The sequence below is a fragment of the Streptomyces clavifer genome (genome assembly GCF_036345975.1).
GTDB classification, from domain to species: domain Bacteria; phylum Actinomycetota; class Actinomycetes; order Streptomycetales; family Streptomycetaceae; genus Streptomyces; species Streptomyces clavifer.
The window spans coordinates 2,880,900-2,906,562 of sequence record NZ_CP107793.1; the positions used below are offsets into that span (position 1 = coordinate 2,880,900).

Sequence of the window (25,663 nt, forward strand, 5' to 3'; positions counted from 1 at the left end):
GACTCTCAGGCGGCCGGGCGGACCGGTCCCGCGTATCCGGTGGGGCCCAGCAGGGCCCGGATCGGATGCCAGAGCTCCTGGCCGGTCTGCGGCGCGGTCCGCCACAGCAGCCCGTCCGGATGGTGCAGCACCGCGGTGATCTCGTCCGGGGTGGGCGGCTGGGTGTTGCCCCGGAGGTAGACGGCGCGCAGCCCCAGGTTGCGCAGCCTGGTCAGGGCGCGCGCCCGGTTGGCCGCGTGGACCAGTACCCGGACCGGGGCTCCGGGCCCTGATCCGTCCGCCGGACGGTTCAGGGCCAGTGCCACCACCACGGTGCCGTTGGGCAACCTGCAGAAACCTCCGCCTGCCATGCTTCGCGCTCCCCCATGAGACACCGCGTCAATAAGGATCGAACAAGACGCACCTAAACACGATCGGCCGTCGCCCGCTAGAGGGCGACGGCCGATCATGTTCTGACCTGCGGTGTTGCTGACTACTTGCCCGAGGGGCCGACCTTCACGGTGATCGTCGAGCCGCTGAGGGGCTCGTTGACGATCGAGATCCGGGTGTTGGTGTCAGAGACCTTGACACTTCCGGTCGGGTTCTCCGCGTACCAGTAGGTGCCCTTGCGGTCGTCGAAGACCGGGACGCCCAGCGACGGCTTGATCTTGAGCGGCACGTCCGCGTTGTGCAGCGTGAAGCCCTTGTTCGGGTACCAGCTGAACGGCGCGTCGAACGGCTGGATCTTGTTCCGGAGGAGCGTGCCGTTGGACCACTTGAGCGGCTTGGCGTGCGAGTCCACCGGAAGGATCAGGCCCTTGCCGTGGTGCTGCGAGGTGTTGTTGTCCTTCTGGGAGGTGTCCCAGAGCCACACCATCAGACCGTTCTGGTAGGCGTAGTGCTCGACCCAGTCCGGGCGGGTGGTGGAGAAGCCGAAGTTGTACGGGCCGACCTCGAGGGTCTTGTCGTACGACACGTACTGGCGGTTCTCGGCGATGTAGTACTGCGGGTAGTCGTTGGTGAACGACTCACCGATCCGCGAGAAGCCCTTGGCGGTCCAGCCGTTGTCGTCGCCCTCGGCGTTGTCCGTGAAGAGCACGGCTCCGTCGGCGGTGACCGTGATGGCGTCGGCCGTGAAGCCCTTGCCGCCCGCGCCGCCGTCCGTCTGGTAGCGGAAGCGGAGATCGACCTTCTTGCCCGCGTAGGCGTCCAGCGGGTACGAGAGCTTCTTGACCGCGCCGGAGACGTCGGTCAGGGCCGGCTTGTCGCTGGCGTCACGCGGGATGGCCTTGCCGTCGGCGGTGCCGTCGAGCGCGGTCCAGGAGGAGCCGCCGTTGTCCGAGACCTCGGTGTAGAGGTAGTCGTAGTCGGCCTCGATGTCGTACCAGCCGGACAGGTCCAGCGAGGCGGACGTCTTTCCGGTCAGGTCGACCGAGCGCGTCAGGGTGTTCGACAGGTCGTCACCCATGTCGCTCCACCACTGCTTCGAGCCCTCGGCGGGCTTCGTGACGGTGGTGGTGACTTCCTTCTCGGGCAGCTCGACGACGAGCGCCTGCTTGTCCTTGGTGTTGTACTCCGCGACACCGAGCTTGTGCGTCGACTTCGTGGCGGCCTTGGCCTTGTCGTAGTCGAGCCAGCCGAGCTGCAGCTTGTCCCAGGCGGTCATGTCGCCGGGCAGGTTGCCGATCTCGCCCTTGCCGGTGCCGAGCCAGGAGCCCGCCGACATGAGGGACCAGAAGCCGACCGAGTTCTCGCCGCCGCCGGAGGTGTCGTAGAGGTCGGGCAGGCCCAGGTCGTGGGCGTACTCGTGGGCGAAGACGCCCAGGCCGCCGTTCTCGGGCTGCGCGGTGTAGTCGCCGACCCAGATGCCCGTGTCGCCGATCTCCGCGCCGCCGGCCTTGTTGCCCGCCGGGCCGGTCGCGCCCGCGTTGGTGCCGTACGCGTACCAGCGGTGCGCCCAGAGGGCGTCGGTGCCCTGCGCGCCGCCGCCCGCCGACTCGTCCTCACCGGCGTGGACAAGCTGGAAGTGGTCGATGTAGCCGTCCGGCTCGTTGAAGTCGCCGTCGCCGTCGAAGTCGTAGCGGTCCCACTCGTCGTACTGGGCGAGGTCCGCCTTGATCTGGTCGAGCGTGCGGCCCTTGGCCTTCTGGTCGGTGACCCAGGCGTTGACGCCGTCGCGGACCGTGTCCCAGACGTTGGCGCAGTTGGTGGAGCCGCAGTAGTTGGACCCGTAACGGGCCTCGTTGTACGGCACCTTGACCCAGTCCGAGACCTCACCGTCGACCGAGTAGCGCCCGGAGGACGTCTTCTCGTAGTAGGTCTTGAGCGAGTCCTTGCCCTTGCCCTCACCGAAGTAGAGGTCCTGGAAGTGGGCCTGGTCGTAGTCGGCCTGCCAGGCGGTGCTGTTGTCCTTCGCCGGGTCCGGCTCGGCTATCTCGTTGTGCAGGGGGCCGGGCGTGCCGCCGTACTTCTTGACGGGCGGCTCGGGGCCGTCGCCGTCGGGGTCGAACATCGTGGTGTCGTCGACCTGGTCGCCGAACTCCACGAGGATCGTGAAGATCTTGTCGGTCTTCTCGCGGCCGAGCTCGACGTACTTGCTCTTGCCGAGCTTGACGACCTTGGAACCGCCGCGGGTCGACACCTTCTTGTCGCCGGCCAGCACCTGCTCCAGCGCGGCCTGACGCTGAGCGTCCTGCTCCTTGCTGAAGGGCCCTTCCAGGTCGTGCTCGTGCGCCTTGACCGGCGCGGGATCCCGGCGGTCCACGACGGAGGCGCCGGATCCCGACGTCCTGTCGTCCGCCTGGGCGGTGGCGAAGGCCGATGCCGTCGCAGCGGTGGCGGCCAGGGCCACGGCTACCGCGGTGGCGCGTAGCGCCCGTCTCTGAGTGGTCACTTGATGCAGTCCTCCCCGGCGTTCGCGTCCGCGGCCAGGGGGGTGGAGAGGGCCGCGCGCGTTAACGCGTCACAAGTGACGACATTTGATCGGAGTTACGAGAGAAAAGACAGATCTTGACTTGAACACACCAAGTGCACTATGCGGGAGTCGTCTACCGGTATCCGGACGTTCATTCAAAACCCACCATCGGCCACCAACCGGCGCGCCGTGCCGCCCGATTGCCGACCGTGTGACTCGATGCGCCCCCCGTGCACCGGTACCGTGGGTTAGGTCACGCTTACTACCTGTTCCTCATGGGCATCCACCGTCATAGAGTCGATTGACAGTGCGAACGTGTTGAGAGACTGCCCCATCCGACACCCCGAGGACGGATTCCGCCATGCCGCGTCCGACTGCCGCACAGTTCTCCTACGGTTCGGTCACCGTCATCGTCTCGACGCTTGCCATGCTGCTGCTGTCCCGCACGGATTCGGGCGTCGGTGTGGCCGTCGTCTGCGTCGCGGCGCTGGCCCTGGGTCTGCTGGTCGCCCTGTCTGTGCCCCTGCCCAGGCGTGGGAGGACCGCGCCGGCCACGGCGCGTGCGCAGCGCCCGGTCGAGGACATAGAGATCGCCGCCGCGCACCAGGAGCGGGTCGGCGGGCATTCCCTGCACCGCTGAGCGACGGCCGTCCGGCCGCGGCCTCAAGGAGTCGTGACCACCACGGTCTTGGCCGCCTTGTCCTGCAGGCCCTGACGGTAGGGCTTGTCGGTGAACATCAGCACGATGTTGATGAGCCACCACAGGCACGGGCAGCACAGCAGCGCGGGGAGCCAGAGCACGACGGCCCGCATCAACGCGGATCCGGTGTCGGGCACCGACCCGTCGTTGAGCATCGCCACACGCATCTTCAGCAGCCGCATGCCGAGCGTCCGGCCGTCCTTGTGCGTCAGATAGGTGTCGTAGGCGACGTAGACCACCAGGGCGATCAGCGACCAGATCAGCTGATGACCGCTGTAGGAGTTGCTGATGGCGTCGCCGAAGTCGTCGTCGCCGTTGTCCGAGGTGACGTCGACCGCCCCGCCGAAGGGCAGCGAGATCAGGTACAGCGGGATCGAGATGACGAGGAAGTCGATCAGCCGCGCCAGGATCCGCTTGCCGGGCTCGGCGAGCGGCGGCATGCCGGCCAGCGGATCGGCACCTCCGTAGGGACCGCCGCCGCCGTACGGGCCGCGATCGTACGGCGGCGGGGGCTGCTCACCTCCGTAGGGCGAGCCGCCCGGCGGAGGACCCTGCGGCGGCCTCTTGGAGAAGGGGTCGTCCTCGGGCGGCTGACCGGGCGGCGGCGGCGGCGGTTCGTTGCTCATGGGGGCAGTGCACCCCGGCCCGCAAAAGCCCGCAACGGCTGAGGTGCTTTCGGGGGACGGGGCGTCAGCACATGGGCGTAAGGGGCCGCTCCGCGCCCACGGACCGGGCTCGCGCTCCCGCGTCCGCCCCTCAGCCCGCGACGAAGGTGCGGGCCGCCTTGTCGTGCCAGCACTGGCGCCAGGGGCGGTCCACCAGGCACCACAGGACATTGACCACGCCGACGACGAGCAGGCACAGCACCCCGTACACGAGCCAGCGGCGCAGCGCCGCCCCGAGGGTGGGCGGACCGTGGGACTCGATGTCCCGCACCTCGAGACCGCAGAGCTTCTTGCCCAGCGTGCGCCCCCACTTCGCGGTGGGCAGCGCCTCCAGGACGAAGCCGACCACGAGGAACGCGCCGATCACCGCGCCGAGCAGCCCGGCCGTGGTGGAGTCCAGCAGCCATACCGTGACCGTCTCGCCGGACTGCTTCGCCGCTTCGATCTTGCCGTCGATGTGCTCCGTCGCCCGGGTGACCAGCGGGAGTGCGATCGCGCCGACGAGCGCGCCCAGCACGACCGCGTCGACGAGCCGGGCGGCCAGCCGCTTGCCGAGCCCGGCGGGCCTGGCGGACGCCTGGGCCCGGGCCAGCTGCTGGAAGTGGTCGTCGACCGGCGGCTTCCAGGGCGTGACGGGCTGCTGCTCGGGACGGCCGCCCTGCTGCTGCGGGGGCGACGGGTGCGCCTGCCGGGGGGCGGCCGGCTGCCCGGGCCGGGAGAGCGGGTGCGCCTGCTGGGCCCAGGACGCGGACCCGCCGCCGGGGCCGGGGGTCAAGGGGTTCACCGGGTGGCCCGTCCTCGCCGGGGCGTGCGCCCGGGGCGGTTCGGGGGACGGCTCGGGCGGGCGCGCGGCCGGTGTGTGCGGGCGTGCGGCGGGCGGTTGCGGGGCGGGCGGGCGCGCCGCCGGTGTGTGCGGGCGCGGGGCGGGTGCCTGCGGTGCGGGTGTGCGCGGGGCGCCGCCGGGTGTCGCCCCGCGGATCGTCATCGTGCCGTCGGCGGGCGCGGCGGCCTCCTCGCGCGGATGCGGGGGGCGGGCGGTGCCGGCGGGCCCGGTCGCGCGGATGGTGACCGTACCGTCGGTGGGCGGGCGGCCCGCGTCGCCGCTGGCGCCCGTGGAGCCGGCCGGGAGGCGCGTGGGGCCGTCGGTGGCCTCGACGCTGCCGTCCCGCATTCCGGGGAGGGCCCCGCGCGTCGGGTCCTGGACGGCGGGCCGGTGCGGATCGCCGGCCACCCGCCCGGCAGTGCCGTCGTCCGTGCGCGGGGTGGCGGCGGGTGCCGCCTCGTCCGCGGCACGCGGATCAGGGCCGCCCCAGGAGACGCGGTGGTCGCGTTCGCCGCCGAAGCCGGTCTGCCGGGAGGTGTCGGCCTGCCAGGCGGACGCCGGTTCGGGGCGGCTCGGCGCTTCACCGCGTCCGCCGAACGCCGTGGACCCGCCGACGTCGTCGAGGTACATCGGCCCGGTCTCGTCCACCGGGGCCGGCCGCTGCGCGGTGTGCTGCGGGGCGGCGTCCGCCGCCGGGGCGGGCGGTGCCGCAGGAGCCGTACGGCCCTGCTGCGGCGCGGGACGGCTCGTACCGGGAACCCATGACGCGCCGTTCCAGTACCGGACGTATCCGGGGATGGACGGGTCGGGGTAGTACCCCTCGCGGGGGCTTTCGTCACCGGGTGCCGGGGTTGGGGCGCTCATCACCGTGGTCCCGTATCTCTTAGGCCTCAATACAAGGGTCCACATCTATCAGACCGCCACGTATCCCCGGGCCCGTCCTGCCGTTTGGACCACATTCCGGGCCCGGAGAAGTTTTTCTGGAAAGTCGCGTCATGGATCGCCGGGAGGGCGCTCTCTCCTTGTGCGGACCGGTCAGGGGACCGGCCCCTACGAGCATCGGAAGGTCGTGCACCCTCATGCAGCACATCGTGGAACGCGAACTGGAACTCAAGCTGGTCCTGTCGCCCGAGCGGTCCGTCCCCGTGCCCGCGCGGCTGTCCTACCTGACCGACGACCCGTACGCCGTGCACATCACCTTCCACATCGGCTCCGAGACGCCCGTGCACTGGACGTTCGCCCGTGAGCTGCTGGTGGAGGGGGTGTTCAGGCCGTGCGGGCACGGGGACGTGCGGATCTGGCCGACCAAGGTCGACGACCGGAGCGTCATCCTGGTCGCGCTCACCTCGCCCGACGGCAACGCCCTCCTGGAGGTGCCGTCGGTCGCGGTGGCCGCCTGGGTGGAGCGCACCCTGAGGGTGGTCCCGCCGGGTTCCGAGAACACCATGCTCGGACTGGACGCCGCGCTCGCCGAGCTGCTCACCCCGCTGCCGGCCGACGACCTGTGGCTGAGCGACCCGTGGCCCTCGGACGAGTCCCAGGACGGGGAGGCCTGAGTGGCGGGGAGACCTGAGTGGCGGCGGAGTCAGAACAGCTTGCCGGGATTGAGCAGCCCCAGGGGGTCGAAGGCCGCCTTGATGCCACGCTGCAACTCCACTCCCACCTCGCCGAGTTCGCGGGCCAGCCACTCCCTCTTGAGGACGCCGACACCGTGCTCGCCGGTGATGGTGCCGCCGAGCCCGAGGCCCAGCGCCATGATCTCGTCGAAGGATTCGCGGGCCCTGCGGGACTCGTCGGCGTCGGTGTGGTCGAAGCAGACGACGGGGTGCGTATTGCCGTCGCCCGCGTGGGCGACGACGCCGATGGTCAGCCCGAACTTCTCGGCGATGGCCGCGGTGCCCTCGATCATGGCGCCGAGCCTGGAGCGCGGTACGCACACGTCGTCGATCATCGTGGCGGGCTTGAGGGTCTCCATGGCGGGGAGCGAGAGCCGACGCGCCTGCAGGAGGAGTTCGGACTCGGCGGCGCTCTCGGCGGGCACCACCTCGGTGGCGCCCGCCTCACGGCACAGGGCGCCGACGGCGGCGAGATCGGCAGCCGGGTCGGGCGTGTCGAATGCGCAGAGCAGCAGCGCCTCGGTGGATTCGGGGAGCCCCATGGAGGCCGTCGCATTGACGGCGCGCACCGTCGTACGGTCCATCAGTTCGAGGAGTGACGGGGTGTGTCCGCGCTCCATGATCCGGCACACCGCGTCGCAGGCGGCGGTCGCCGAGGGGAATTCCGCGGCGAGCGCGAGCTGCTGCGGCGGCCGGGGCCGCAGGGCGAGGACGGCCTTGACGACGATACCGAGGCTGCCCTCCGAACCCACGATGAGCCGGGTGAGGTCGTATCCGGCGACGCCCTTGGCCGTGCGCCGGCCCGTGTTCAGCAGCCGGCCGTCGGCCAGGACGACCTCCAGGCCCAGGACGTACTCGGCGGTGACGCCGTACTTCACGCAGCACAGCCCCCCGGACGCCGTGCCGATGTTGCCGCCGATGGTGCACGTCTCCCAGCTCGACGGGTCCGGCGGGTAGCACAGCCCGTGTTCGTTGACCGCGCGGGAGAGCGTGGCGTTGATGACGCCCGGCTCGACGACCGCGATCCGGTCGACCGTGCTGATCTCCAGGATGCGGTCCATCTTCACCAGGGAGAGCACGATGCAGCCGTCGGAGGCGTTGGCCGCGCCCGACAGGCCCGTCCTCGCACCCTGGGGCACCACGGGGACACGCAGCGCGGTGGCGGTCCGCATGACGTGCTGGACCTCCTCGACCGTGCGGGGGAGCACGACGACGGCGGGGGCGCCCGCGTCGCAGAAGCTCGCCATGTCGTGGGCGTACGAGGCGGTGACCTCCGCGTCCGTGATCAGTGCCTCGGCCGGAAGACCCGCGCGCAGTTGTTCGAGGAGTGCGTCCATGATCCAAGGGTGACACCCGGGGCCATTGGTGTGAACCCGTCTGCGCGCGCGTTCGCGCAACCCGATGTGATCTTCATACTGACGCAGAGTGATGGTCATGGATGCCAAGCCGCAGCAGAAGCCGGAGTCACCCCCCTCCACCCTGCCGCCGAAGGGCGCGACGTCCGTGCCCCCGTCCCCCGCACCGATGCGCACCACGCTGCGCAGGGCGGCGTTCGGCGCGGTGGCCGGTGCCGTGCTCGTGGCCGGTGCGGTGGTCGCCGTCCCCGACGCGGAAGAGAGCGCGCCCCCCGTGCCCGGGCCCGTGGCACGGGCCGAGAGCGCGGCGGCTGCGGGCTCCCCCGCTTCCCTGTCCGATCTCACGGCCCTGATCGGCGACCGGCAGCAGTGGGTGGAGACGCATCCCTCCGACGCACCGTCCTGGGCGGTGCTCGGTACGGCGTACGTGGAGTGGGGCCTGCGCTCGGCGGACGCGACGTACTACACCCGGGCCGAACAGGCGCTCCAGCGTTCGCTGGCCGCGCAGCCCGGGGAGCGCGGCAACGCGGAGGCCTGGGTGGGGCTGGGCGCGCTCGCCAACGCGCGGCACGACTACCTCGCGGCGAAGAAGTGGGGCGAGACCGTGCGCACGCGGGAGCCGAAGAACTGGACGGCGTACCCGGTGCTGATCGACGCGTACAACGGTCTCGGCGAGTACGAGGCGGCCGGCAGGGCCACGGAGAAGTTCGGGTCGCTGCGCAAGGGGGTCCCCGCGCTGGCCAGGACGTCGGAGATGTACCACAACCAGGGCTGGCGCGAGGACGCCCTGGCCACCGCCCAGGAGGCGGCGGACCGTGCCACCGGGCCCGCGGAGAAGGCGGCGGCGCTGCACCGCCTGGGCGACCTGGCCCGGGAACGCGGCGAGCCCGAGGAGGCCGTCGCCCAGTACGGCGCGGCCCTGCGCACCGACCGCAGTCACCTCGCCTCCCTCGCGGGCCGGGCCCGCGCGCTGGTGGCCCTGGACCGCACGGACGAGGCGCTGGCCGACTACCGGACGGTGACGGCGAAGCTGCCGCGCCCGGAGTACGTCCTCGAGCTGGGCGAGCTGTACGAGTCGCTGGATCTGGACGGTGACGCCCGCACCCAGTACAAGAGGCTCCGGGAACTGCTCGCCGAGGCCAGGAGGGCCGGGGTCGACGAGTCCCTGACGGAGGCCCGTTACGAGGCGGACCACGGCGATCCCGAAGCGGCCGTGGAGCTGATGCGCACCGAGTGGTCCGGGCTGCGCCGCAGCTCGGACGTGTCGGACGCACTGGGCTGGGCGCTGCACCGGGCGGGCCGGTCGGAGGAGGGCCTGCAGTACGCGGAGCGGGCGGTGGAGACCGGCGTACGGGACGCCTCGTACGCGTACCACCTGGGCATGATCGAGAACGCGCTCGGCCAGGACGGCCCGGCCCGCAGCGATCTGGAGGCGTCCCTCCGTACGGACCCGGAGTTCTCCCCGCTGGACGCACCCCTGGCGCAGGAGGCTCTGAACGCCCTGGACGGACCGGCGCCGGGCGGTCCGGCGGACATGGAGCCGTCGGACCCGGAACCCGCTCCGGGGCAGGCCCCCGGGACGGCCGGCACGGACGGGGGCGACGAGGGGCAGGGCGAGGGCCGGACGCGGGAGAAGCCGGGGAGGGACGAGCCGGAACCGAAGCAGTCCGCGCGGGAGGCCTCGCCTTCCCCGGGGGCGGAGCCCGGCGCAGCGGCTCCGTAGGCCCGCCGCCCCCTTGTACGCGCCCCCGCCGAAGGCGGCGGGGGCGAACGGCGGACTACAGGTTGCCGCGCTTCTCCTGCTCGCGCTCGATCGCCTCGAACAGGGCCTTGAAGTTGCCCTTGCCGAAGCCCATCGAACCGTGCCGCTCGATCATCTCGAAGAAGACCGTGGGCCGGTCCTGGACCGGCTTGGTGAAGATCTGCAGCAGGTAGCCGTCCTCGTCGCGGTCGACCAGGATCTTCAGCTCGCGCAGCGTCTCCACGGGCACGCGGGTCTCGCCCGCCCACTCGCCGAGGGTGTCGTAGTACGAGTCCGGGGTGTCCAGGAACTGCACGCCGGCCGCCCGCATCGTCTTCACGGACGCGACGATGTCGTTGGTGGCGAGCGCGATGTGCTGGACGCCCGCGCCACCGTAGAACTCGAGGTACTCGTCGATCTGCGACTTCTTCTTCGCGATCGCCGGCTCGTTGATCGGGAACTTCACCTTCAGCGTGCCGTCGGCGACGACCTTCGACATCAGGGCGGAGTACTCGGTGGCGATGTCGTCGCCCACGAACTCCTTCATGTTGGTGAAGCCCATGACCTTGTTGTAGAACGCCACCCACTCGTTCATCCGGCCGAGCTCGACGTTGCCGACGCAGTGGTCGATGGCCTGGAAGGTCCGCTTGGCGGGCGCCTCGACGATCGGTTCGGCCGCGGCGAAGCCCGGGAGGTACGGCCCGTCGTAGCCGGAGCGCTCGACGAGGGTGTGGCGGGTCCTGCCGTACGTGGCGATGGCGGCGAGGACGACCGTGCCGTGCTCGTCCTTCAGCTCGTACGGCTCGGTGATGCCCTTCGCGCCGCGCTCGACCGCGTACGCGTACGCGGCGCGGGCGTCCGGGACCTCGACGGCGAGGTCGACCACACCGTCGCCGTGGGCGTGCACGTGGTCGGCCAGGAAGGTGCCCCACTCGGTGGACGCCTTGATGACGGAGGTGAGGACGAAGCGGGCGGAACCATTGGTCAGGACGTAACTCGCGGTCTCGCGGCTGCCGTTCTCCGGTCCGGAGTAGGCCACGAGCTTCATGCCGAAGGCGGTCGAGTAGTAGTGCGCCGCCTGCTTGGCGTTGCCCACGGCGAAGACCACCGCGTCCATGCCCTTGACCGGGAAGGGATCGGCCTGCCGGGCGGTGTCAGGGGTGGTGTGCAGAGTCTCAGTCATGTCCGAAGGTTCCCGCCGCTTCGCAAGGTGCGCAACAGTTCGCGCGATCGCTGGTCAACCTGCCCGACGGGTGGCCAGGATGGGCGGGCTATCTGTACAGGGTGACCACAGGGAGACGGATCATGGCGATCGATCATCTGGACGGCCGGCTCATCGCCCTGCTGGCCCGCGAGCCCCGCATCGGTGTGCTGGAGGCCTCCCGGCGGCTCGGGGTGGCGCGCGGGACCGTCCAGGCACGGCTGGACCGGCTTCAGTCGAATGGCGTCATCCGCGGCTTCGGCCCCGACGTCGACCCGGCGGCCCTCGGCTACCCGGTCACCGCGTTCGCGACGCTGGAGATCAGGCAGGGCCAAGGCGCCGATGTACGGGCCCATTTGGGTGGGGTGCCCGAGGTGCTCGAACTGCACACCACCACCGGGCACGGTGACATGCTCTGCCGCCTCGTCGCCCGGTCCAACGCCGATCTCCAGCGGGTGATCGACCGGGTGGTCGGTTTGGATGGGATCGTCCGGGCCTCCACGGCGATCGTCATGGAAAATCCGGTCCCCCTGCGTATTCTCCCGCTCGTCGAGCAGGCTGCACAGGACACCGACTGACCGAGGAGCAGCATGTGAACTTCTGGGAGTACGTGAGCACCCGCCACCAGCAGCTGCTCACCGACGCGTTCCAGCACGTCAGCGCAGTCTTCCAGTGCATGGTCCTCGCCACCGTGCTCGGCGTCGTGATCGCCGTGCTCAGCTACCGGAGCAGTTGGGGCGGGTCGCTGGCCATCACCTCGACGGCCATGATCCTCACCATCCCGTCGCTCGCCGCGATCGGCCTGCTGATCCCGCTGGTCGGCCTCGGGGTTCCGCCCACCGTGATCATCCTGACGCTGTACGGGCTGCTGCCCGTCGTCCGCAACGCCATCGTCGGACTGCGCGGCGTCGACCCGTCCCTGGTCGACGCAGCGAAGGGCATCGGGATGTCGCGTACGGCACGGCTGTGCAAGGTGGAGCTGCCGCTCGCCTGGCCGCCCATCCTCACCGGGATCCGGGTCTCCACCCAGATGCTGATGGGGATCGCCGCCATCGCCGCGTACGCCTCGGGCCCCGGTCTCGGGAACGAGATCTTCCGCGGTCTCGCCTCGCTGGGCAGTGCCAACGCGATCAATCAGGTCCTCGCAGGCACGCTCGGCATCGTCGTCCTCGCCCTGCTCTTCGACGCCGCGTACGTCCTGCTCGGACGCCTCACCATCCCCAGGGGGATCCGTGTCTGAAACCGTCACCGGGCCGACGGAGACTCCCGCGGCCGGCACCACCGCCTCGGGTGCCACCATCCGGCTGGAGAACCTCACCAAGTCCTACCCCGGCAACCCCGCTCCGGCCGTCGACAACGTCACGATGGACATCAAGGCCGGCGAGACCGTGATCCTCGTGGGGCCGTCCGGCTGCGGGAAGTCCACCACGCTGAAGATGATCAACCGGCTGATCGAACCGACGTCCGGGCGGATCAGGATCAACGACGAGGACGTCACCGACATGGACCCGGTGAAGCTGCGGCGCAAGATCGGGTACGCGATCCAGTCCTCCGGGCTCTTCCCGCACATGACGGTCGCGGAGAACATCGCCCTCGTGCCCAAGATGACCGGCTGGTCGAAGTCCGGCGTGAAGGACCGCGTCGAGGAGATGCTCGACCTGGTCGGTCTCGATCCGCGGGAGTTCCACGGGCGGTATCCGCGCCAGCTCTCCGGCGGCCAGCAGCAACGGGTCGGCGTGGCCCGGGCCCTGGCCGCGGACCCGCCGGTCCTGCTGATGGACGAGCCGTTCGGCGCGGTCGACCCCATCACCCGTGACCACCTCCAGGACGAGCTGATCCGGCTCCAGCACGAGCTGCACAAGACGATCGTCTTCGTCACGCACGACTTCGACGAGGCGATCAAGCTGGGCGACCGCATCGCGGTGCTGCGGGAGCGTTCGCACATCGCCCAGTTCGACACTCCCGAGGCGATCCTCACCAACCCGACGGACGACTTCGTCTCCGGCTTCGTGGGCGCGGGAGCGGCACTGAAGCGGCTCAACCTCACCCGCGTACGGGATGTGGGGATCGCCGACTTCCCCACGGTCACCGTCGAGGACCCGCTCCAGTTGATCTTCGACAAGCTGCGCGACGGCTCGCACAACGAACTGCTGATGCTGGACCGCAGGAACCGTCCGTACAAGTGGCTGCGGCGCGGCGACCTGATGCGGGCCAAGGGCTCGCTGGCCCGGGCGGGGCAGCTGGTGCACGACACCGTGACCCGGGACGCGACGCTCCACGACGCGCTGGAAGCCGTGCTGACCGACAGCGGGGGGCGGGTCGCCGTGACGGGGCGGCGCGGAGAGTTCATCGGCGTAGTCGACATGCAGACACTGATGAACTCCGTGCACGAGCTCCTGGAGGCCGACCGGCTCACGGCGATGGAGCACCAGCACGATCTGGAGCACCTGCGGGGCCACCAGACGGAACAGGAGCTTGAGGGGGGTGGCAGCGGGCTATGACACCCAGCCATCAGGCGCCGCCCAAGGGAGCACGCCCTCCGGGCGAGCACGACGTGGGCGGCCACGCCTTCCGCGACGAGGAGGCGGAGCCGTCTCCGCCGTCGCCGGGCCCGCCGCGCCGCATCACCTGGAAGAAGCTCGTGCTGGTGCCGGCCGTCCTGACGGTGGTCCTGGTCGCGACCTACCTGTGGATCACCCACGTCGAACTCGACTCGATCGCCAGGAACTCCCTGGCCGGCGACATCGTGGAGGTGCGCTGGTGGCAGCACGTCAGGCTGACCGCCATCTCCACCTTCTGGGTGCTGATCATCGCCATCCCGCTCGGCATCGCGCTGACCCGGCCCGGCCTGAAGAAGGCCGCCCCCGGGGTCACCGTCATCGCCAACATCGGGCAGGCGACGCCCGCGATCGGGCTGCTGGCCCTGCTGGTGATCTGGCTGGGCATCGGCCCGTCGACGGCGATCATCGGGATGGTGATCTACGCCGTCCTGCCCGTGCTCTCCAACACGGTGGCGGGGCTGAACTCGATCGAGCCGACGCTCGTCGAGGCGTCCAGGGGCATCGGCATGTCGGCGATGGGCACCCTCACCAAGGTCGAACTGCCGCTCGCGGTCCCACTGATCCTCGCGGGCGTGCGGACGGCCCTGGTGCTCAACGTGGGCACGGCGACCCTCGCGACCTTCGGGGGCGGCGGCGGCCTCGGCGACCTGATCACGTCGGGGATCCAGACACAGCGCATGCCCGTGTTGATCCTCGGATCCGTACTGACCGTCGTGCTGGCACTGCTCGTGGACTGGCTGGCCTCGCTGGTCGAACTGTGGCTGACGCCGCGCGGACTGGAGGAAGCGTGAGGGTACGTACGGGCCTGGCGTCGACGGCCGCGCTCGCCCTCCTGCTCACGGGGTGCGGGCTGAAGAGCGGATCGCCGCTGGTGGACGAGGTGGAACCCGGATCGGTCGGGAAGGGCCAGCCGCTCAGGGGCGCTTCCCTGACGGTGACCTCGAAGAACTTCAGCGAGAACATCATCCTCGGACAGATCATGGGCCTGGTCTTCAAGGCGGCCGGCGCGGAGGTCCTGGACCGCACGAACCTGCCGGGGTCGATCAGCGCGCGCGAGGCGGTCGTCAAGGGCGAGGCCGACGCCCTGTACGACTACACGGGCACGGCGTGGATCACCTACCTCGGCCACGCCAAGCCCATCGTCGACCCGCAGAAGCAGTGGAAGGCCGTCCGGGACGAGGACGTCGGCAACGGGGTGACCTGGCTGCCACCGGCCACCCTCGACAACACGTACGCCCTGGCCATCAGCAAGAAGAACAACGCGAAGTACAAGCTGAAGACGCTCTCGGACGTGGCGGCGCTCGCGAAGAAGGACCCGAAGGCCGTGACGGTCTGCGTGGAGAACGAGTTCGCCTCGCGGGACGACGGACTGCCCGGCATGCAGAAGCTGTACGGGATGAACCTGCCGGCCTCGAACATCAAGAAGATGGACGCGGGGATCATCTACACCCAGGTGTCCACGTCCGACTCCTGCCTGCTGGGCGAGGTGTACACCACGGACGGCCGCATCAAGGCGATGAACCTGGACGTCATGGAGGACGACAAGCAGTTCTTCCCCAACTACAACGCGGCCCCCGCCATCCACACGGCGACCCTCGACAAGCACCCCGAGATCGCCGGACTGCTGGCCCCGGTCACCGAGAGGCTCACCACCCAGCTCGCACAGGAGCTGAACTCCAAGGTCGACGTGGACGGCCAGGACCCGCACGAGGTGGCGAAGGACTGGCTGGTCAAGGAGGGGTTCATCCGGGAGGGCTGAGCCGGGGACCGCACGCGGCGGGCCTGAGGGAGCCGGGCACCGGAAGGGCTCCCCGCCGGACGGCTCAGCAGCTCGGGACCTTGCTCCCCCGCTCCAGGGCCTTCAGTGACGACACGGCGCTCTTCAGGGTCGTGACCGGGATCAGCCGCAGGCCCTCGGGCCGCTCGGCCTCCGCCTGCTTGCACTCGGCCTTCGGCACCAGGAAGACGGTCGCGCCGTCGCGCCGGGCGGCCTGCGTCTTCAGGGAGACCCCGCCGACGGCACCGACCGCGCCGTCGGCCTCGATCGTGCCCGTACCGGCGACCGTACGGCCACCGGTCAGACCGCCGCCGGAGCCGTCACCGGCGAGTTTGTCGATGATGCCGAGCGAGAAGAACAGCCCGGCACTGGGACCGCCGACATCGGCGAGGTGCAGAGTGACGTCCACGGAGCCGGGGTCCTTGCCCAGGTAGTCCAGGGCCGCCTCGACCGCGACGTTCTGCGACTTCTCCATGTCCTGGAGGTTGTGCTGCTCGATCTCCTTCTCGGAGCCCCCGGTCGGGTAGACGGAGTCGCGCGGCATGACCGCGCGGTCCGTCCTGAACCAGCTGTCGACCACGTCCCCGACCCTGACATCCGCCGTGGGGCCGGTCGCGATGATCGTCGTCATCAGCAGCTTGCCGTCCGTCGGGAGGGTCGGCGCGCCCTTGATCGTGATGACCGGTTTCCCCTGGTCGTTCCCCAGGACGTTCGCGGTCGTGCCGGGCTGTGCCAGGGTGAACGGCAGGGGCGCGAAGGCCGCCGTGCCGAACAGCGCGAGGACGGGCAGCGCGCAGAGGGCGAGGGTGCGGGGGCGCGTAAGACGAGTGAGCACCCGCCCAATCTATCCGCCGCCGTACGCCCCCGACGATTTCCAGGGCCCGGGCCCGGCCCCTGGCTCGGCGCCGCCCCGGGCCACGGCCCCGGACCCCGGCTCAGCGCAGCGCGTCCGCGACTTCCCGGGCCGCGTCGAGCACCCGGGGGCCGACCCGTTCGGGCACGGCGTCCGCGAGCATCACCACACCGACGCTGCCCTCCACGCCTGACACCCCGACCAGCGGTGCCGCGGCCCCGCAGGCGCCGGCTTCGAGCTCGCCGTGGGTGAGGGTGTATCCGGGGTGGTCGGCGACCGCCTTCTGCCGGGCGGTGAGGATCGCCCTGCCCGCGGCGCCCCTGTCCAGTGCGTGCCGGAAGCCGGCCCGGTACGCCACGTGGTAGTCGGTCCAGGTCGGTTCGACGACGGCGACCGCGAGTGCGTCCGCGCCGTCGACCAGGGTGAGGTGGGCGGTGGCCCCTATGTCCTCCGCCAGCGAACGCAGTGCGGGCAGCGCCGCCTCCCGGACGAGCGGGTGCACCTGGCGGCCCAGGCGCAGCACGCCCAGACCGACCCTGGCCCGGCCGCCGAGATCGCGCCGGACCAGAGCGTGCTGTTCCAGAGTGGCGAGGAGTCGGTAGACGACGGTGCGGTTGACGCCGAGCTTGTTCGACAGCTCGGTGACGGTCAGGCCGTGGTCGGTATCGGCGAGCAGCTTGAGGACACGCAGTCCCCTGTCGAGCGTCTGGGAAGTCTCTGCGGTCACGACGCCCTCTCCCTCTTTGGTGAGCGGGGCGGATATCTCTCCGGACTGCCGACGCCGGTCTCAACGGCGACGTACCGAGAGGCCGCCGACTGGCCATGGCACCGGCTGCGCACCGCGGCCACATTGACACGGTGCGTTCATGTTTCGGGGACATTAGCGAGCGAGTCCGCTCAGCGGAAGACCTCGTCCAGAATCCGGTCCCCCTCCGGAACGCGACGGCATAACCGCCGGTCAGCGCAGAACCGTCCGGAACGCGAACATCTACGCGCGTTCTAGTCGCGTGACGCCATCGCGACGCTCCGTACACCGGATGTGAACGGGTGTTAACTCACCGTAAATTAATGTGCTGAACTTTTCGCGGGGCGAGCCCTCGCGCGCCTTCACGCGCGCCGCGCACCACGGAGCGGGGCGCCGGATCGGGCCGCCGGGCTCGGGAGCCCGGCGGCCCGATCGGGGCGCCCCGGACGGCCCGGCCCTCAGCACGGGCGGCGGGGCAGGACTTCGGGCGCCAGCGGTATCGGCATCGGTATCGGCATCGGCATCGGCATCGGGCGAGGGGGAGCCGCAGACAACGGCAGCGGGCCCGGTGCGGGAGGCGTGCACCTCCCGCACCGGGCCCGCGTTCCGGGGTCATCTCACCGCATCCGGGTGGCCCATTCCTGCACCTTCTTGATCCGGTCCTGGATCTGGCCGGCCGTCGCCTCCGCACTCGGCGGGCCGCCACAGACCCGGCGCAGTTCGGTGTGGATCACGCCGTGCGGCTTGCCGCTCTGATGGGTGTACGCCGACACCATCGTGTTGAGCTGCTTGCGGAGCTCCAACAGCTTCTTGTGCGTGACCACGGGCCGGTCCTCGGCCGCCTTCTCCAGGAGGTCGGCCTCCGCGGCCGGTTTCTGGCGGCTGTGCGCGATCTGCCGGGTCTGCCGCTTCTGGAGGAGCAGCTGCACCTGGTCGGGCTCGAGCAGTCCCGGAATCCCCAGGTAGTCCTGCTCCTCCGCACTTCCCGGGTGCGCCTGCATGCCGAATTCGGCGCCGTCGTACAGCACCCGGTCGAAGACCGCGTCGGACTCCAGCGCCTCGAAGGGCAGCTGCTCCTCGGTCTCCTCGTCCTCCAGCTTCTCCGCGTCCGCGAGGAGCTGGTCCTCCTCGGCGAACGGGTTCTCCTCGTCGCTGCCCTTCTTCGGCTTGTCGAGCACGTGATCGCGCTCGACCTCCATCTCGTTCGCGAAGTCGAGCAGCATCGGAATGGTCGGCAGGAACACGGACGCGGTCTCGCCGCGCCGCCTCGACCGCACGAAGCGGCCGACGGCCTGGGCGAAGAAGAGGGGTGTCGAGATGGTCGTGGCGTACACGCCGACCGCGAGGCGGGGCACGTCGACGCCCTCCGACACCATCCGGACCGCGACCATCCAGCGCGATTCGTCCTGGCTGAACTGGTCGATCTTCTTCGAGGCGGCCTTCTCGTCGGAGAGCACGACGGCAGGGCGGTCGCCGGTGATCTTCTTCAGGATCTTCGCGTACTCCCGCGCCGACTCCTGGTCCGTCGCGATGACCAGACCCCCCGCGTCCGGAATGCCCTTCCGCACCTCGGTCAGCCGTTTGTCGGCGGCGGCCAGCACGTTGGGAATCCAGTCGCCGGTGGGCGAGAGCGCGGTGCGCCAGGCCTGCCCGATGGCGTCCTTGGTCATCGGCTCGCCGAGCCGGGCTGCGATCTCGTCCCCGGCCTTGGTGCGCCAGCGCATGTTGCCGCTGTAACTCATGAAGATCACGGGGCGGACGACACCGTCGGCGAGCGCGTTGCCGTAGCCGTACGTGTAGTCGGCCGAGGAGCGCCGGATGCCGTCGTTGCCCTCTTCGTACGCCACGAAGGGGATCGGGTTGGTGTCGGACCGGAACGGCGTGCCCGTGAGCGCGAGGCGCCGGGTCGCCGGGTCGAACGCCTCCTGGCAGGCCTCGCCCCACGACTTCGAGTCACCGGCGTGGTGGATCTCGTCGAGGATCACGAGGGTCTTGCGCTGCTCACAGCGGTTGCGGTGCAGCATCGGGCGCACACCGACCCCGGCGTAGGTGATCGCGACCCCGTGGTAGTCCTTGCTCACGGGGCCGGCGCTGTACTCCGGGTCGAGCCTGATGCCTATACGGGCGGCTGCCTCCGCCCACTGCTTCTTGAGGTGCTCGGTGGGCGCGACCACGGTGATCTGCTGCACCACGTGGTGGTGCAGCAGCCATGAGGCGAGGGTCAGCGCGAAGGTGGTCTTCCCTGCGCCGGGCGTCGCGACGGCGAGGAAGTCGCGCGGCTGCTCCTGGATGTACTTCTCCATGGCACCCTGCTGCCAGGCTCGCAGCTTCCCGGCCGTACCCCAGGGGGCGCGGCCGGGAAAGGCGGGTGAGAGGTGGTGGGAGGCGGTAGTAGTCACGGTCTCCGGTTCGGGGCACTCGGGTACGTGGGGCGCTGTCCGTGCGCGCCGGGACGGGCTCGCACGCGATACGACAACCGGGCCACCCTACCGGCGGGCGGGTCGGAACCCCGTACGAACCAGCCGTGATCCGGCGCCGCTGAGACCCGCTTCACAGGAGACGGCTACTTGGCGAACCCGGGCAGCTGTTCAGCGATCTTGGGCATGTCCAAGGCCCCCTGGCATACGTCCAGCACGAACCGCTCGGCCTCGTCCACGTCGAAGCCGGGGTCGAGCGGGTGCCCGTTCATGTGCAGGAAAACCCAGGTCGCGTACCAAGCGATGCGCTTGTTGCCGTCCACGAGAGCGTTGTTGTGGGCCAGTGACTCCATCAGCGCAGCGCTGCGGCCTTCTGCCACACGTCCGGATAGGCGTCCTGGCCGAATACGCTCGCCTGCGGGCGCGCCAGCGCCGAATCGAGCAGCCCGAAGTCACGCACCTCGGCCGCACCGAGGCGCTCCGCCAGGTTGAGCAGCTCGGGCAGTGTCAGGTACCGCATCAGGCAAGCCTCCGGTTGAGCTCCTCACTCACCTTCAGCACATGATCCGCCGCCTCGTTGAAGAGACGCGAGTGTTCGTTTATGGCGGTGATCACCGCGTCGTGGGCGAAGGCCTGCATACTGCGGCCCTCCGCCTCGGCGCGCGCACGCAGCGCGTCCAGCTCTTCCTCGCTGAACCGCAGATCCAGACCAGCCATGAAAAAAATGGTACCGCGCGGTACCAGGCGGCACTACGAGCTTTCCTTCACCCGCGTAGCCACCCACACCCCCACCAGCGCCACCGCCGCCATCGGCAGGAACACCGCGGTGAACGCCCCCGGGTGCGCCCCGGCGGCCCCGCTCCCCACAGCCCCGTGCGCGGCGGCCCCCACCGCACCGCCGCCGAGCGCGGCGAACGCCGCACCCCCGCCGGTGAGCAGCAGCACGTTGGACAGGCCGTCCGAGATCTGCAGCGCGGCGGAATTGCCGCCCGCCTCCTCCGGGGCCGACAGCTTCAGCAGCAGCACGCTCGTCGAGGCGATCACCATGCCCATGCCGAAGCACCCCACGGCCCAGGCGGCGGCCAGCGTCCACACCGGCACCGACTCGATCAGCACGGCAGGCGCGGCCGCGATCGAGAGGACCACCAGCACCATGCCGCCCACCATCAGCGACTCCCGGTGGGTCTCCAGGCGTGGCCGGGCCAGTACGTACGAGCCGAGCGCCCAGGTGAGGCCTCCCACCGCGAGCGACAGTCCGGCCATCGTCGGGGACAGTCCGCGCTGGGTGACCAGCATCAGCGGTACGAAGGACTCGGCGGCGATGAACGAGCCGGCGGAGATACCGCGCAGCAGGATCACCGCGGGCAGCCCCCTGGCCGCCCGCACGGTCCCCGGGGGCAGCAGCCCGCGCACGGCGGGCACGAGCAGTGCGACACCGACGACGGCCGGCAGCAGCGAGAACCACCGCAGCTCCTGCCCGGCGAACTGCAGCAGCCCCGCACCCAGCGAGATGCCCAGGGCCAACCGGATGCGCCGCTGGTCGAAGGGCTTCACGGCGGACTCCGCGTCCGAGGGTCCTGCCGCCATCCGCCGGATCGCGGGCAGGGCGAGAGCGAGCGGCAGGAGGATGAGCACGGGGATGCCGACGAAGACCCAGCGCCACCCGAGGTGTTCGGTCACGGTCCCGGAGGCGAGCGGCCCGACGACGGACGGGACGACCCAGGCCGCGGAGAACGCGGCCATGATCGCGGGTCTGATCCGCTCCGGGTAGGCCCGCCCGATGACGACGTACAGCGCCACGATCACGAGGCCGCCACCGATGCCCTGGACGGCCCGCCCCAGGATGAACATCCACATGCTGCCCGCGGTCCCGGAGAAGAGCAGCCCGGCCCCGAAGGCGCCGATCCCGGTGGCCAGCGGCGCGAGCGGCCCGCTCCGGTCGGCCCACTGCCCGGAGAGCACCATGGCGAAGAGGCTGGTGGTGAAGTACGCGGAGAACGCGAACGCGTACAGCGGGATGCCGTGCAGCTCACGGGCGGCGACCGGCATCGCGGTACCGACGGCGGTCGCCTCGAAGGCGATCAGCAGCACGACGGAGACGATGCCGATGCTCAGCGCCCGGTGGGTCCGCCCCAGCACACCCTCCGCGGGGACGTCGACGGCTATGTCGGTGAAGGGGGCCGTGACGTCGACGTCACGCGGTTCCAGGGCGCTCATGGACCCAAGAGTAAGGGCCGTAATGCCGGATGAGCCCTGTCGAGGGGCGCAGCCCGCATCGGTCCTTGGTCGTAGGCCCGGCCGCCCGAACATGAACGGCGTGTGGCAGTCGCGTTGCAGCGCGCCCGGCACCCTTGAGCGTGGTCGCGCCGGACCCGTACGGTCGACCACAGAACGACAACACCTGACCGTGTGCCCGAGAGGCTCAGGGGCTCGACTGCAACTCGAGTTACACCGGTTCGATTCCGGTCACGGTCTCCAGCGCTCTCCAGCGGGAGAACCCGAAAGGGAACGGCCGCCCCCATGGTGCGGGGGCGGCCGTTCCTGTGTGTGTCTGCGGTTACAGCGCCTCGGGACGGCGGGAGCCCTTCGGAGAGCCCGCGCCGCACACAAGGCCTGCTACTTCGGTGTGAGGACGGGTGTCTTGGGCAGGCCGCCGTCGTTCTCGCAGTCGAGCTTCTTCACCACGGAGAGCGAGGCGGCGTGAAGGATCTCCAGATTGGCAGCGCGCGATGCAGGTGTGTCGGCCGCATCGCTCTTACCCCGTCCGAAGCTGCCGAAAATCCGCAGCGGTCTCTCGTCCGATCCCTTCACCTGCGGGCTCACGCACTCAAAATAGAGCGAAGCACCTGCGGGACGCGACTCGGCCTTCTCGCCCATGTCGTAGGACTCGGTGTCGGCCGACGTCCGTGGGTCCTCCACGTCTCGTGGTGCGTACATGGAGAACTTGATCCCGCCGCTGTCTCCCGCCGCTGCCCCCTTCGGGCTCAAGGGGCACAGCTCCGCTCCGGTCGCCCAGCTGCGCCCGGACGCGTGGCCGCGCTTCAGTGCCTCGACGACGTTGTCCAGTCCCTTGGCCCCCGTGGCGAAGAACTCCGCGTCACCTGTCACGGACCGGACCTTCGACGCAAGAGGGCCGGCGAAGAGCCCGTCGCAGACCTCCTCGGCCCCGACGAACGTGTCCTCCCCGGTCTTCTCGTCGGACCCCCCGCACGCCACACCTCCGACACCCATGGCCAGTACCAGCCCGACTGCGGACAGCACCCGCCCGGCCCGCACCGATCCCACGACCTTCATCGCAAAGTCCCTCGTTCTGTCATCGTCAGCCGGTTTCCGGTGCTCTGCCCTGCTGGTTCTCCCGGTCGTTTCCGGTCGAATAGCCCGAACGCATGGACTCCTTCATGTCCTGCCGGAGGCCGGTGTCGTCGGCGGTCGCATGGCGTGAGAGGAACTCCTCCATCGGGGCCTCAGCCATGGATTCGCCGGAGCGGTAGATCCTGTTCCATTCCTGCTTGGTGAATTCCTCGGCCCTCTCCTTGCTCTTGTCCACCGAATTGTCGGAGATATCTCCGACGATCTGTCCGACGACCTGTTCCGCGGCACCGCTGGCCGTGTCGGTGACCAGCGGAATCAGCACCGCGGCCGTGCCCACCGCCGCCGTCGCGGGCAGGAAGGCGACACCGGCCGCGATCCCCGCCGCCGCACCGAATTCGACCCAGCCGGACCGCGTGGCGACGGCCTTCTCGTAGTCCTCGTGCGTCTTCATGTGGTCGGCCTCGACCTGGTCGGCCCGGGACTGGTCGAGCATGCCCTGCACCTCGGCACCGACGTGCACGGTGGATCGGGCCGACCCTGTGTCGACCTTCCCGTCGGGCCCCACTTGGGCCTCCAACACGCTCCGGGTGTAGACCTGCTCCGCCGTGGAGAGGGTGGCGTAGGCGTCCGGGTGCTGGCCGAGGGCGCTGAGGAAGCCACGCGCGACGCTCCGGCCCTCCTCGTCGTCCTCGAAGTCGATGTGTCCCTCGGGATTCCTGCCGGGGGCGAACACGCTGTCCGTGTTGCCCTTGTCCAGCGCCCAGTTGATGTCGTCGATGTACCCGGCCCCCATCGTGCCGAGGCTGTCCGCCAACGCTTCCTGCTTCTTGAGGAGCCCCGCATCCGCGCCGTACTTCTCCATCACCTGCTTCATGACCTCAGCGTTCTCGGCGTCCCGCACCACGCTCGCGTCCGGGTGGCCGGCAGGATAGCCAAGCGTCGCCGCCTCCAGTGCATGCCCCAGGGCATCCGGCATGTAGCCGAGCGATTCTTCCCGCTTGGCCTCGTCCGATTGATCGATGTCCCCGAGGGATTCCCACTTCTCGTTGCCGAAGAAGTCGAGATAGCTCTTGATCGAATCGCCTCCCTCAGCCTTCCCGAGGTCGGCCACGCCACTCTTGTCGACCGTGCCGTCCTCGTTATACGCGGTCGGCGCATCGGCGAAGAAACGCTTGGCCGCGTCCGGACTGTTGCCGAGCGCTTCCAGCATGGAAACGGTCGGGTCGTATCCGGATCCGTTCACGCCCGAAGGGTTGAACGGGTTCTTGAGTGAATTGTTGGCCGCCTTGTTTTCCCCGAACATGAACGGGCTCTTCTGGTGCAGCTGCGCGACGTGTTCGGCAATCGGGTTCAGGAACTTTGCGTCGTAGTTTCCGTACCGCATGATGCCGCCCAGCAGCTGGTAGCCGAAAGGGCCGGCATAGTCGTGCTTGGCCAGGGGGAAACGCTCCGTTCCGAGCTTGCGCAGTTCCGGGCCCCACTCGGCGGTGAACGCCTTGTCCCGGGAAGCCGTGGCAAGGTTCAGTCCCAGGTTCCTCTGCAGCTCCTGCACATCCTTGAGTCGCTCTTTGTCAACCTTGGGGTAGACGTACGTGCTCGTCGAGAGCTGCCCGAAGAACGTGAGCGACTTCTCCGGGCCGAGCTTCTCGTAGAAGCTCTTGGAGAACTCGGGCGACTTGCTGTTGTCGCGGAGAAGCTCGTTGAGCGCCTGCAGTTCGGTGTGCGTGATGTCGCGGCCCTTGGCGGCCAGGGCGGCGGCGCGCGCGGCCTCCTCCTGGTCCATCTTCGTGTACTTCGGGGCGCTGAAGTCCTTGCCCTCGGTGACGTTGGCTTCGAGGGAGTTCTTGAAGGACACGTCGGTTTCGTTGCAGGTGTCGACGATGAGGTCGATCTTCTTCTGCCAGGCCTGGATGTTCGCCTTCTGCTGACGCACGAGATCGGGATAGTCGGGGTCGTTGCGGCGCTGCTGCGGAGGAATGTCCTCCACGGGGTGCCTCGCCGTGACCTTGCCCTTGGCGTCCACGTGAATACCGGCTGCCGGCCCCTCGTCGTCCCGGATGGCGATCAGGTCGTCCTTGGCCTTCTTGATGGCCGTGTGGGCTTCCTCGAGGATCTGCTTGACACCCTTGGCCTCGGCGGCCGCGTCCTTGAACTCCTTGGCCGCCTTGCTGATGAACCCCTTGGTGACACCCGCGTTGACGCCCTCCCACTCGGCCTTGTCCGCCTTGACCTTCATGCCGTCATGGGCGTCGTCGGCCAGTCGGTCCAGCTTCGTGACCATGTCCGACCAGTCGTCGGCCGCGGTCTTCAGCTTCGCCACCGGGGCATCGACAATGTCCTCGTACGTCAGCATTCCCGAATCCCCCGCGCTTACTTCAAATAGTCGTTGAGCTTGGAGACGGAGATCAGATCGCCACCGATCTGCACATCGTCCTTCGCGTGGGCCAACGTGGTGTAGTCGAGGTGGTTCGAAATCTGCGCGCAGGCGTCGAGGAGTGTCTTCATATGCGTGTTCCAGCGGTCATGAACTTTCAACAGCGCGGAGCCGCTGGAGAAGTTGCCGTTGGTCAGCGCGATCGCCGCGTCGAAGGTCGTGGGCCGGGCATGGTCGCCGTCCTTGGAAAGGCGGGTGCGCAGACCGTACGCGTCATGCCCGACGGCACCCAGGTTGTCCTGGTTGACGGCAAGATCAGCGTTGCTGGGCACGCCATGACCGCCAGTGCCGTCATCGACACCGTTGAGCCGCATATCGACCTGTTGCGTCGACTCCGCCCGAAGCGCCGCCCACTCTGCGTCGAACGTCACGAATTCCCCCGTACTCGATGCCGGATACCGCACGAAACCATCGGCTCCGCTCTCGGTGACACTCACGCTAGCGCTTTCATTTTCCGCGCGTGCAGCCCGGAAGGAATCCCATAGCAACCGTTGCCGCACCCCGCGCCAGGCCGGCGTCTCCGAGCAACCAGCGGTAATTACGCCCTGGTCGCCGTCCGTGCCACCGGTG

22 protein-coding genes, 1 tRNA gene and 1 pseudogene are annotated in these 25,663 nt (G+C 69.7%); 9 read left to right on the plus strand and 15 right to left on the minus strand.

The features are described 5' to 3' along the window. Window positions 1–5 precede the first annotated feature (5 nt). On the minus strand, window positions 6–350 hold the full coding sequence (locus tag OG927_RS12420; protein WP_079099506.1) for a hypothetical protein: 345 nt from the start codon (window positions 348–350) through the stop codon (window positions 6–8). A gap of 122 nt (window positions 351–472) precedes the next feature. Beyond that, complete coding sequence (locus OG927_RS12425) at window positions 473–2,872, minus strand: immune inhibitor A domain-containing protein (RefSeq protein WP_056798505.1); 2,400 nt, start codon at window positions 2,870–2,872, stop codon at window positions 473–475. A gap of 382 nt (window positions 2,873–3,254) precedes the next feature. Between OG927_RS12425 and OG927_RS12430 the strand changes: the two genes are divergently transcribed. Next, complete coding sequence (locus OG927_RS12430; RefSeq protein WP_056798508.1) at window positions 3,255–3,533, plus strand: hypothetical protein; 279 nt, start codon at window positions 3,255–3,257, stop codon at window positions 3,531–3,533. 23 nt (window positions 3,534–3,556) lie between these two features. On the opposite strand, the gene OG927_RS12435 is transcribed toward OG927_RS12430, so the two are convergent. Next, entirely contained in the window at window positions 3,557–4,219 is a 663-nt protein-coding gene (locus tag OG927_RS12435) for an RDD family protein (RefSeq protein ID WP_124282187.1), read from the minus strand. Window positions 4,220–4,349: 130 nt separating this feature from the next. Beyond that, window positions 4,350–5,945 (minus strand): RDD family protein, encoded by a 1,596-nt coding sequence (locus OG927_RS12440; RefSeq protein ID WP_330320158.1) that lies wholly within the window; start codon window positions 5,943–5,945, stop codon window positions 4,350–4,352. A 215-nt stretch (window positions 5,946–6,160) separates the two neighbouring features. Here OG927_RS12440 and OG927_RS12445 point away from each other — a divergent pair, with 215 nt between their 5' ends. Beyond that, window positions 6,161–6,637: an SsgA family sporulation/cell division regulator gene (locus OG927_RS12445; RefSeq protein WP_056798517.1), complete on the plus strand. Its 477-nt coding sequence runs from the start codon at window positions 6,161–6,163 to the stop codon at window positions 6,635–6,637. A gap of 29 nt (window positions 6,638–6,666) precedes the next feature. Here OG927_RS12445 and OG927_RS12450 read toward each other — a convergent pair whose 3' ends face one another. Then, window positions 6,667–8,034: an FAD-binding oxidoreductase gene (locus OG927_RS12450; protein ID WP_209470421.1), complete on the minus strand. Its 1,368-nt coding sequence runs from the start codon at window positions 8,032–8,034 to the stop codon at window positions 6,667–6,669. A gap of 97 nt (window positions 8,035–8,131) precedes the next feature. On the opposite strand from OG927_RS12450, the gene OG927_RS12455 reads away from it, so the two are divergent. Then, window positions 8,132–9,775: a tetratricopeptide repeat protein gene (locus OG927_RS12455; RefSeq protein WP_330320159.1), complete on the plus strand. Its 1,644-nt coding sequence runs from the start codon at window positions 8,132–8,134 to the stop codon at window positions 9,773–9,775. A 55-nt stretch (window positions 9,776–9,830) separates the two neighbouring features. Here OG927_RS12455 and hppD read toward each other — a convergent pair whose 3' ends face one another. Continuing rightward, window positions 9,831–10,976 (minus strand): 4-hydroxyphenylpyruvate dioxygenase, encoded by a 1,146-nt coding sequence (gene hppD / locus OG927_RS12460; RefSeq protein ID WP_330320160.1) that lies wholly within the window; start codon window positions 10,974–10,976, stop codon window positions 9,831–9,833. Between the two features lie 122 nt (window positions 10,977–11,098). On the opposite strand from hppD, the gene OG927_RS12465 reads away from it, so the two are divergent. Genes OG927_RS12465 through OG927_RS12485 form a run of 5 tightly spaced genes read left to right on the plus strand, consistent with a single transcriptional unit; the run spans window position 11,099 to window position 15,314 of the window. After that, window positions 11,099–11,572 (plus strand): Lrp/AsnC family transcriptional regulator, encoded by a 474-nt coding sequence (locus tag OG927_RS12465; RefSeq protein ID WP_056798526.1) that lies wholly within the window; start codon window positions 11,099–11,101, stop codon window positions 11,570–11,572. Between the two features lie 14 nt (window positions 11,573–11,586). Further along, a complete protein-coding gene (locus OG927_RS12470; RefSeq protein ID WP_056798530.1) occupies window positions 11,587–12,234 on the plus strand; it encodes an ABC transporter permease in 648 nt (215 codons plus the stop codon). Beyond that, window positions 12,227–13,495 carry a betaine/proline/choline family ABC transporter ATP-binding protein gene (locus OG927_RS12475; RefSeq protein ID WP_056798533.1) on the plus strand — a complete coding sequence of 423 codons (1,269 nt, stop codon included), beginning with the start codon at window positions 12,227–12,229 and terminating at the stop codon, window positions 13,493–13,495. Before OG927_RS12470 ends, OG927_RS12475 begins: the two co-directional genes overlap by 8 nt. Beyond that, on the plus strand, window positions 13,492–14,346 hold the full coding sequence (locus OG927_RS12480) for an ABC transporter permease (protein ID WP_056798536.1): 855 nt from the start codon (window positions 13,492–13,494) through the stop codon (window positions 14,344–14,346). Before OG927_RS12475 ends, OG927_RS12480 begins: the two co-directional genes overlap by 4 nt. Further along, window positions 14,343–15,314: a glycine betaine ABC transporter substrate-binding protein gene (locus OG927_RS12485; protein WP_209470418.1), complete on the plus strand. Its 972-nt coding sequence runs from the start codon at window positions 14,343–14,345 to the stop codon at window positions 15,312–15,314. The genes OG927_RS12480 and OG927_RS12485 overlap by 4 nt, the downstream gene beginning before the upstream one ends. A 64-nt stretch (window positions 15,315–15,378) precedes the next feature. On the opposite strand, the gene OG927_RS12490 is transcribed toward OG927_RS12485, so the two are convergent. From OG927_RS12490 to OG927_RS12515, 6 genes and pseudogenes are all read right to left on the minus strand, one after another. After that, window positions 15,379–16,167: a S16 family serine protease gene (locus OG927_RS12490; RefSeq protein ID WP_056798542.1), complete on the minus strand. Its 789-nt coding sequence runs from the start codon at window positions 16,165–16,167 to the stop codon at window positions 15,379–15,381. Window positions 16,168–16,267: 100 nt separating this feature from the next. Further along, window positions 16,268–16,912 carry an IclR family transcriptional regulator gene (locus tag OG927_RS12495; RefSeq protein WP_056798545.1) on the minus strand — a complete coding sequence of 215 codons (645 nt, stop codon included), beginning with the start codon at window positions 16,910–16,912 and terminating at the stop codon, window positions 16,268–16,270. 635 nt (window positions 16,913–17,547) lie between these two features. Continuing rightward, a complete protein-coding gene (locus OG927_RS12500) occupies window positions 17,548–19,329 on the minus strand; it encodes a DEAD/DEAH box helicase (protein WP_057573639.1) in 1,782 nt (593 codons plus the stop codon). A 164-nt stretch (window positions 19,330–19,493) separates the two neighbouring features. After that, window positions 19,494–19,867 (minus strand): annotated as a pseudogene (locus OG927_RS12505) (type II toxin-antitoxin system death-on-curing family toxin). Beyond that, the gene (locus tag OG927_RS12510; RefSeq protein WP_124282181.1) at window positions 19,867–20,064 is read right to left on the minus strand and encodes a hypothetical protein; all 198 of its coding nucleotides are present in this window, start codon (window positions 20,062–20,064) and stop codon (window positions 19,867–19,869) included. The pseudogene OG927_RS12505 and the gene OG927_RS12510 overlap by 1 nt, the downstream one beginning before the upstream one ends. Window positions 20,065–20,097: 33 nt before the next feature. Then, on the minus strand, window positions 20,098–21,564 hold the full coding sequence (locus OG927_RS12515; protein ID WP_330320161.1) for an MFS transporter: 1,467 nt from the start codon (window positions 21,562–21,564) through the stop codon (window positions 20,098–20,100). 186 nt (window positions 21,565–21,750) lie between these two features. On the opposite strand from OG927_RS12515, the gene OG927_RS12520 reads away from it, so the two are divergent. Then, window positions 21,751–21,825, plus strand: a tRNA-Cys gene (locus OG927_RS12520). Window positions 21,826–21,963: 138 nt separating this feature from the next. Here OG927_RS12520 and OG927_RS12525 read toward each other — a convergent pair. The 3 genes from OG927_RS12525 to OG927_RS12535 are packed head-to-tail and all read right to left on the minus strand — an operon-like array spanning window position 21,964 to window position 25,464. Further along, window positions 21,964–22,641, minus strand: coding sequence for a hypothetical protein (locus OG927_RS12525; protein WP_330320162.1), 678 nt, complete (start codon window positions 22,639–22,641; stop codon window positions 21,964–21,966). A 25-nt stretch (window positions 22,642–22,666) separates the two neighbouring features. Further along, window positions 22,667–25,012 carry a hypothetical protein gene (locus OG927_RS12530; protein WP_330320163.1) on the minus strand — a complete coding sequence of 782 codons (2,346 nt, stop codon included), beginning with the start codon at window positions 25,010–25,012 and terminating at the stop codon, window positions 22,667–22,669. A gap of 17 nt (window positions 25,013–25,029) precedes the next feature. Next, entirely contained in the window at window positions 25,030–25,464 is a 435-nt protein-coding gene (locus OG927_RS12535; RefSeq protein ID WP_330321315.1) for a hypothetical protein, read from the minus strand. Window positions 25,465–25,663: the final 199 nt, after the last annotated feature.

Bases quoted from the DNA above. Each gene is read 5' to 3' on its own strand.
- OG927_RS12525 (WP_330320162.1), bottom strand. From the start codon at position 22,641: ATGAAGGTCGTGGGATCGGTGCGGGCCGGGCGGGTGCTGTCCGCAGTC.
- OG927_RS12515 (WP_330320161.1), bottom strand. From the start codon at position 21,564: ATGAGCGCCCTGGAACCGCGTGACGTCGACGTCACGGCCCCCTTCACC.
- OG927_RS12530 (WP_330320163.1), bottom strand. From the start codon at position 25,012: ATGCTGACGTACGAGGACATTGTCGATGCCCCGGTGGCGAAGCTGAAG.
- OG927_RS12420 (WP_079099506.1), bottom strand. From the start codon at position 350: ATGGCAGGCGGAGGTTTCTGCAGGTTGCCCAACGGCACCGTGGTGGTG.
- OG927_RS12455 (WP_330320159.1), top strand. From the start codon at position 8,132: ATGGATGCCAAGCCGCAGCAGAAGCCGGAGTCACCCCCCTCCACCCTG.
- OG927_RS12440 (WP_330320158.1), bottom strand. From the start codon at position 5,945: ATGAGCGCCCCAACCCCGGCACCCGGTGACGAAAGCCCCCGCGAGGGG.
- OG927_RS12435 (WP_124282187.1), bottom strand. From the start codon at position 4,219: ATGAGCAACGAACCGCCGCCGCCGCCGCCCGGTCAGCCGCCCGAGGAC.
- hppD (WP_330320160.1), bottom strand. From the start codon at position 10,976: ATGACTGAGACTCTGCACACCACCCCTGACACCGCCCGGCAGGCCGAT.
- OG927_RS12465 (WP_056798526.1), top strand. From the start codon at position 11,099: ATGGCGATCGATCATCTGGACGGCCGGCTCATCGCCCTGCTGGCCCGC.
- OG927_RS12430 (WP_056798508.1), top strand. From the start codon at position 3,255: ATGCCGCGTCCGACTGCCGCACAGTTCTCCTACGGTTCGGTCACCGTC.
- OG927_RS12450 (WP_209470421.1), bottom strand. From the start codon at position 8,034: ATGGACGCACTCCTCGAACAACTGCGCGCGGGTCTTCCGGCCGAGGCA.
- OG927_RS12445 (WP_056798517.1), top strand. From the start codon at position 6,161: ATGCAGCACATCGTGGAACGCGAACTGGAACTCAAGCTGGTCCTGTCG.
- OG927_RS12480 (WP_056798536.1), top strand. From the start codon at position 13,492: ATGACACCCAGCCATCAGGCGCCGCCCAAGGGAGCACGCCCTCCGGGC.
- OG927_RS12510 (WP_124282181.1), bottom strand. From the start codon at position 20,064: ATGGCTGGTCTGGATCTGCGGTTCAGCGAGGAAGAGCTGGACGCGCTG.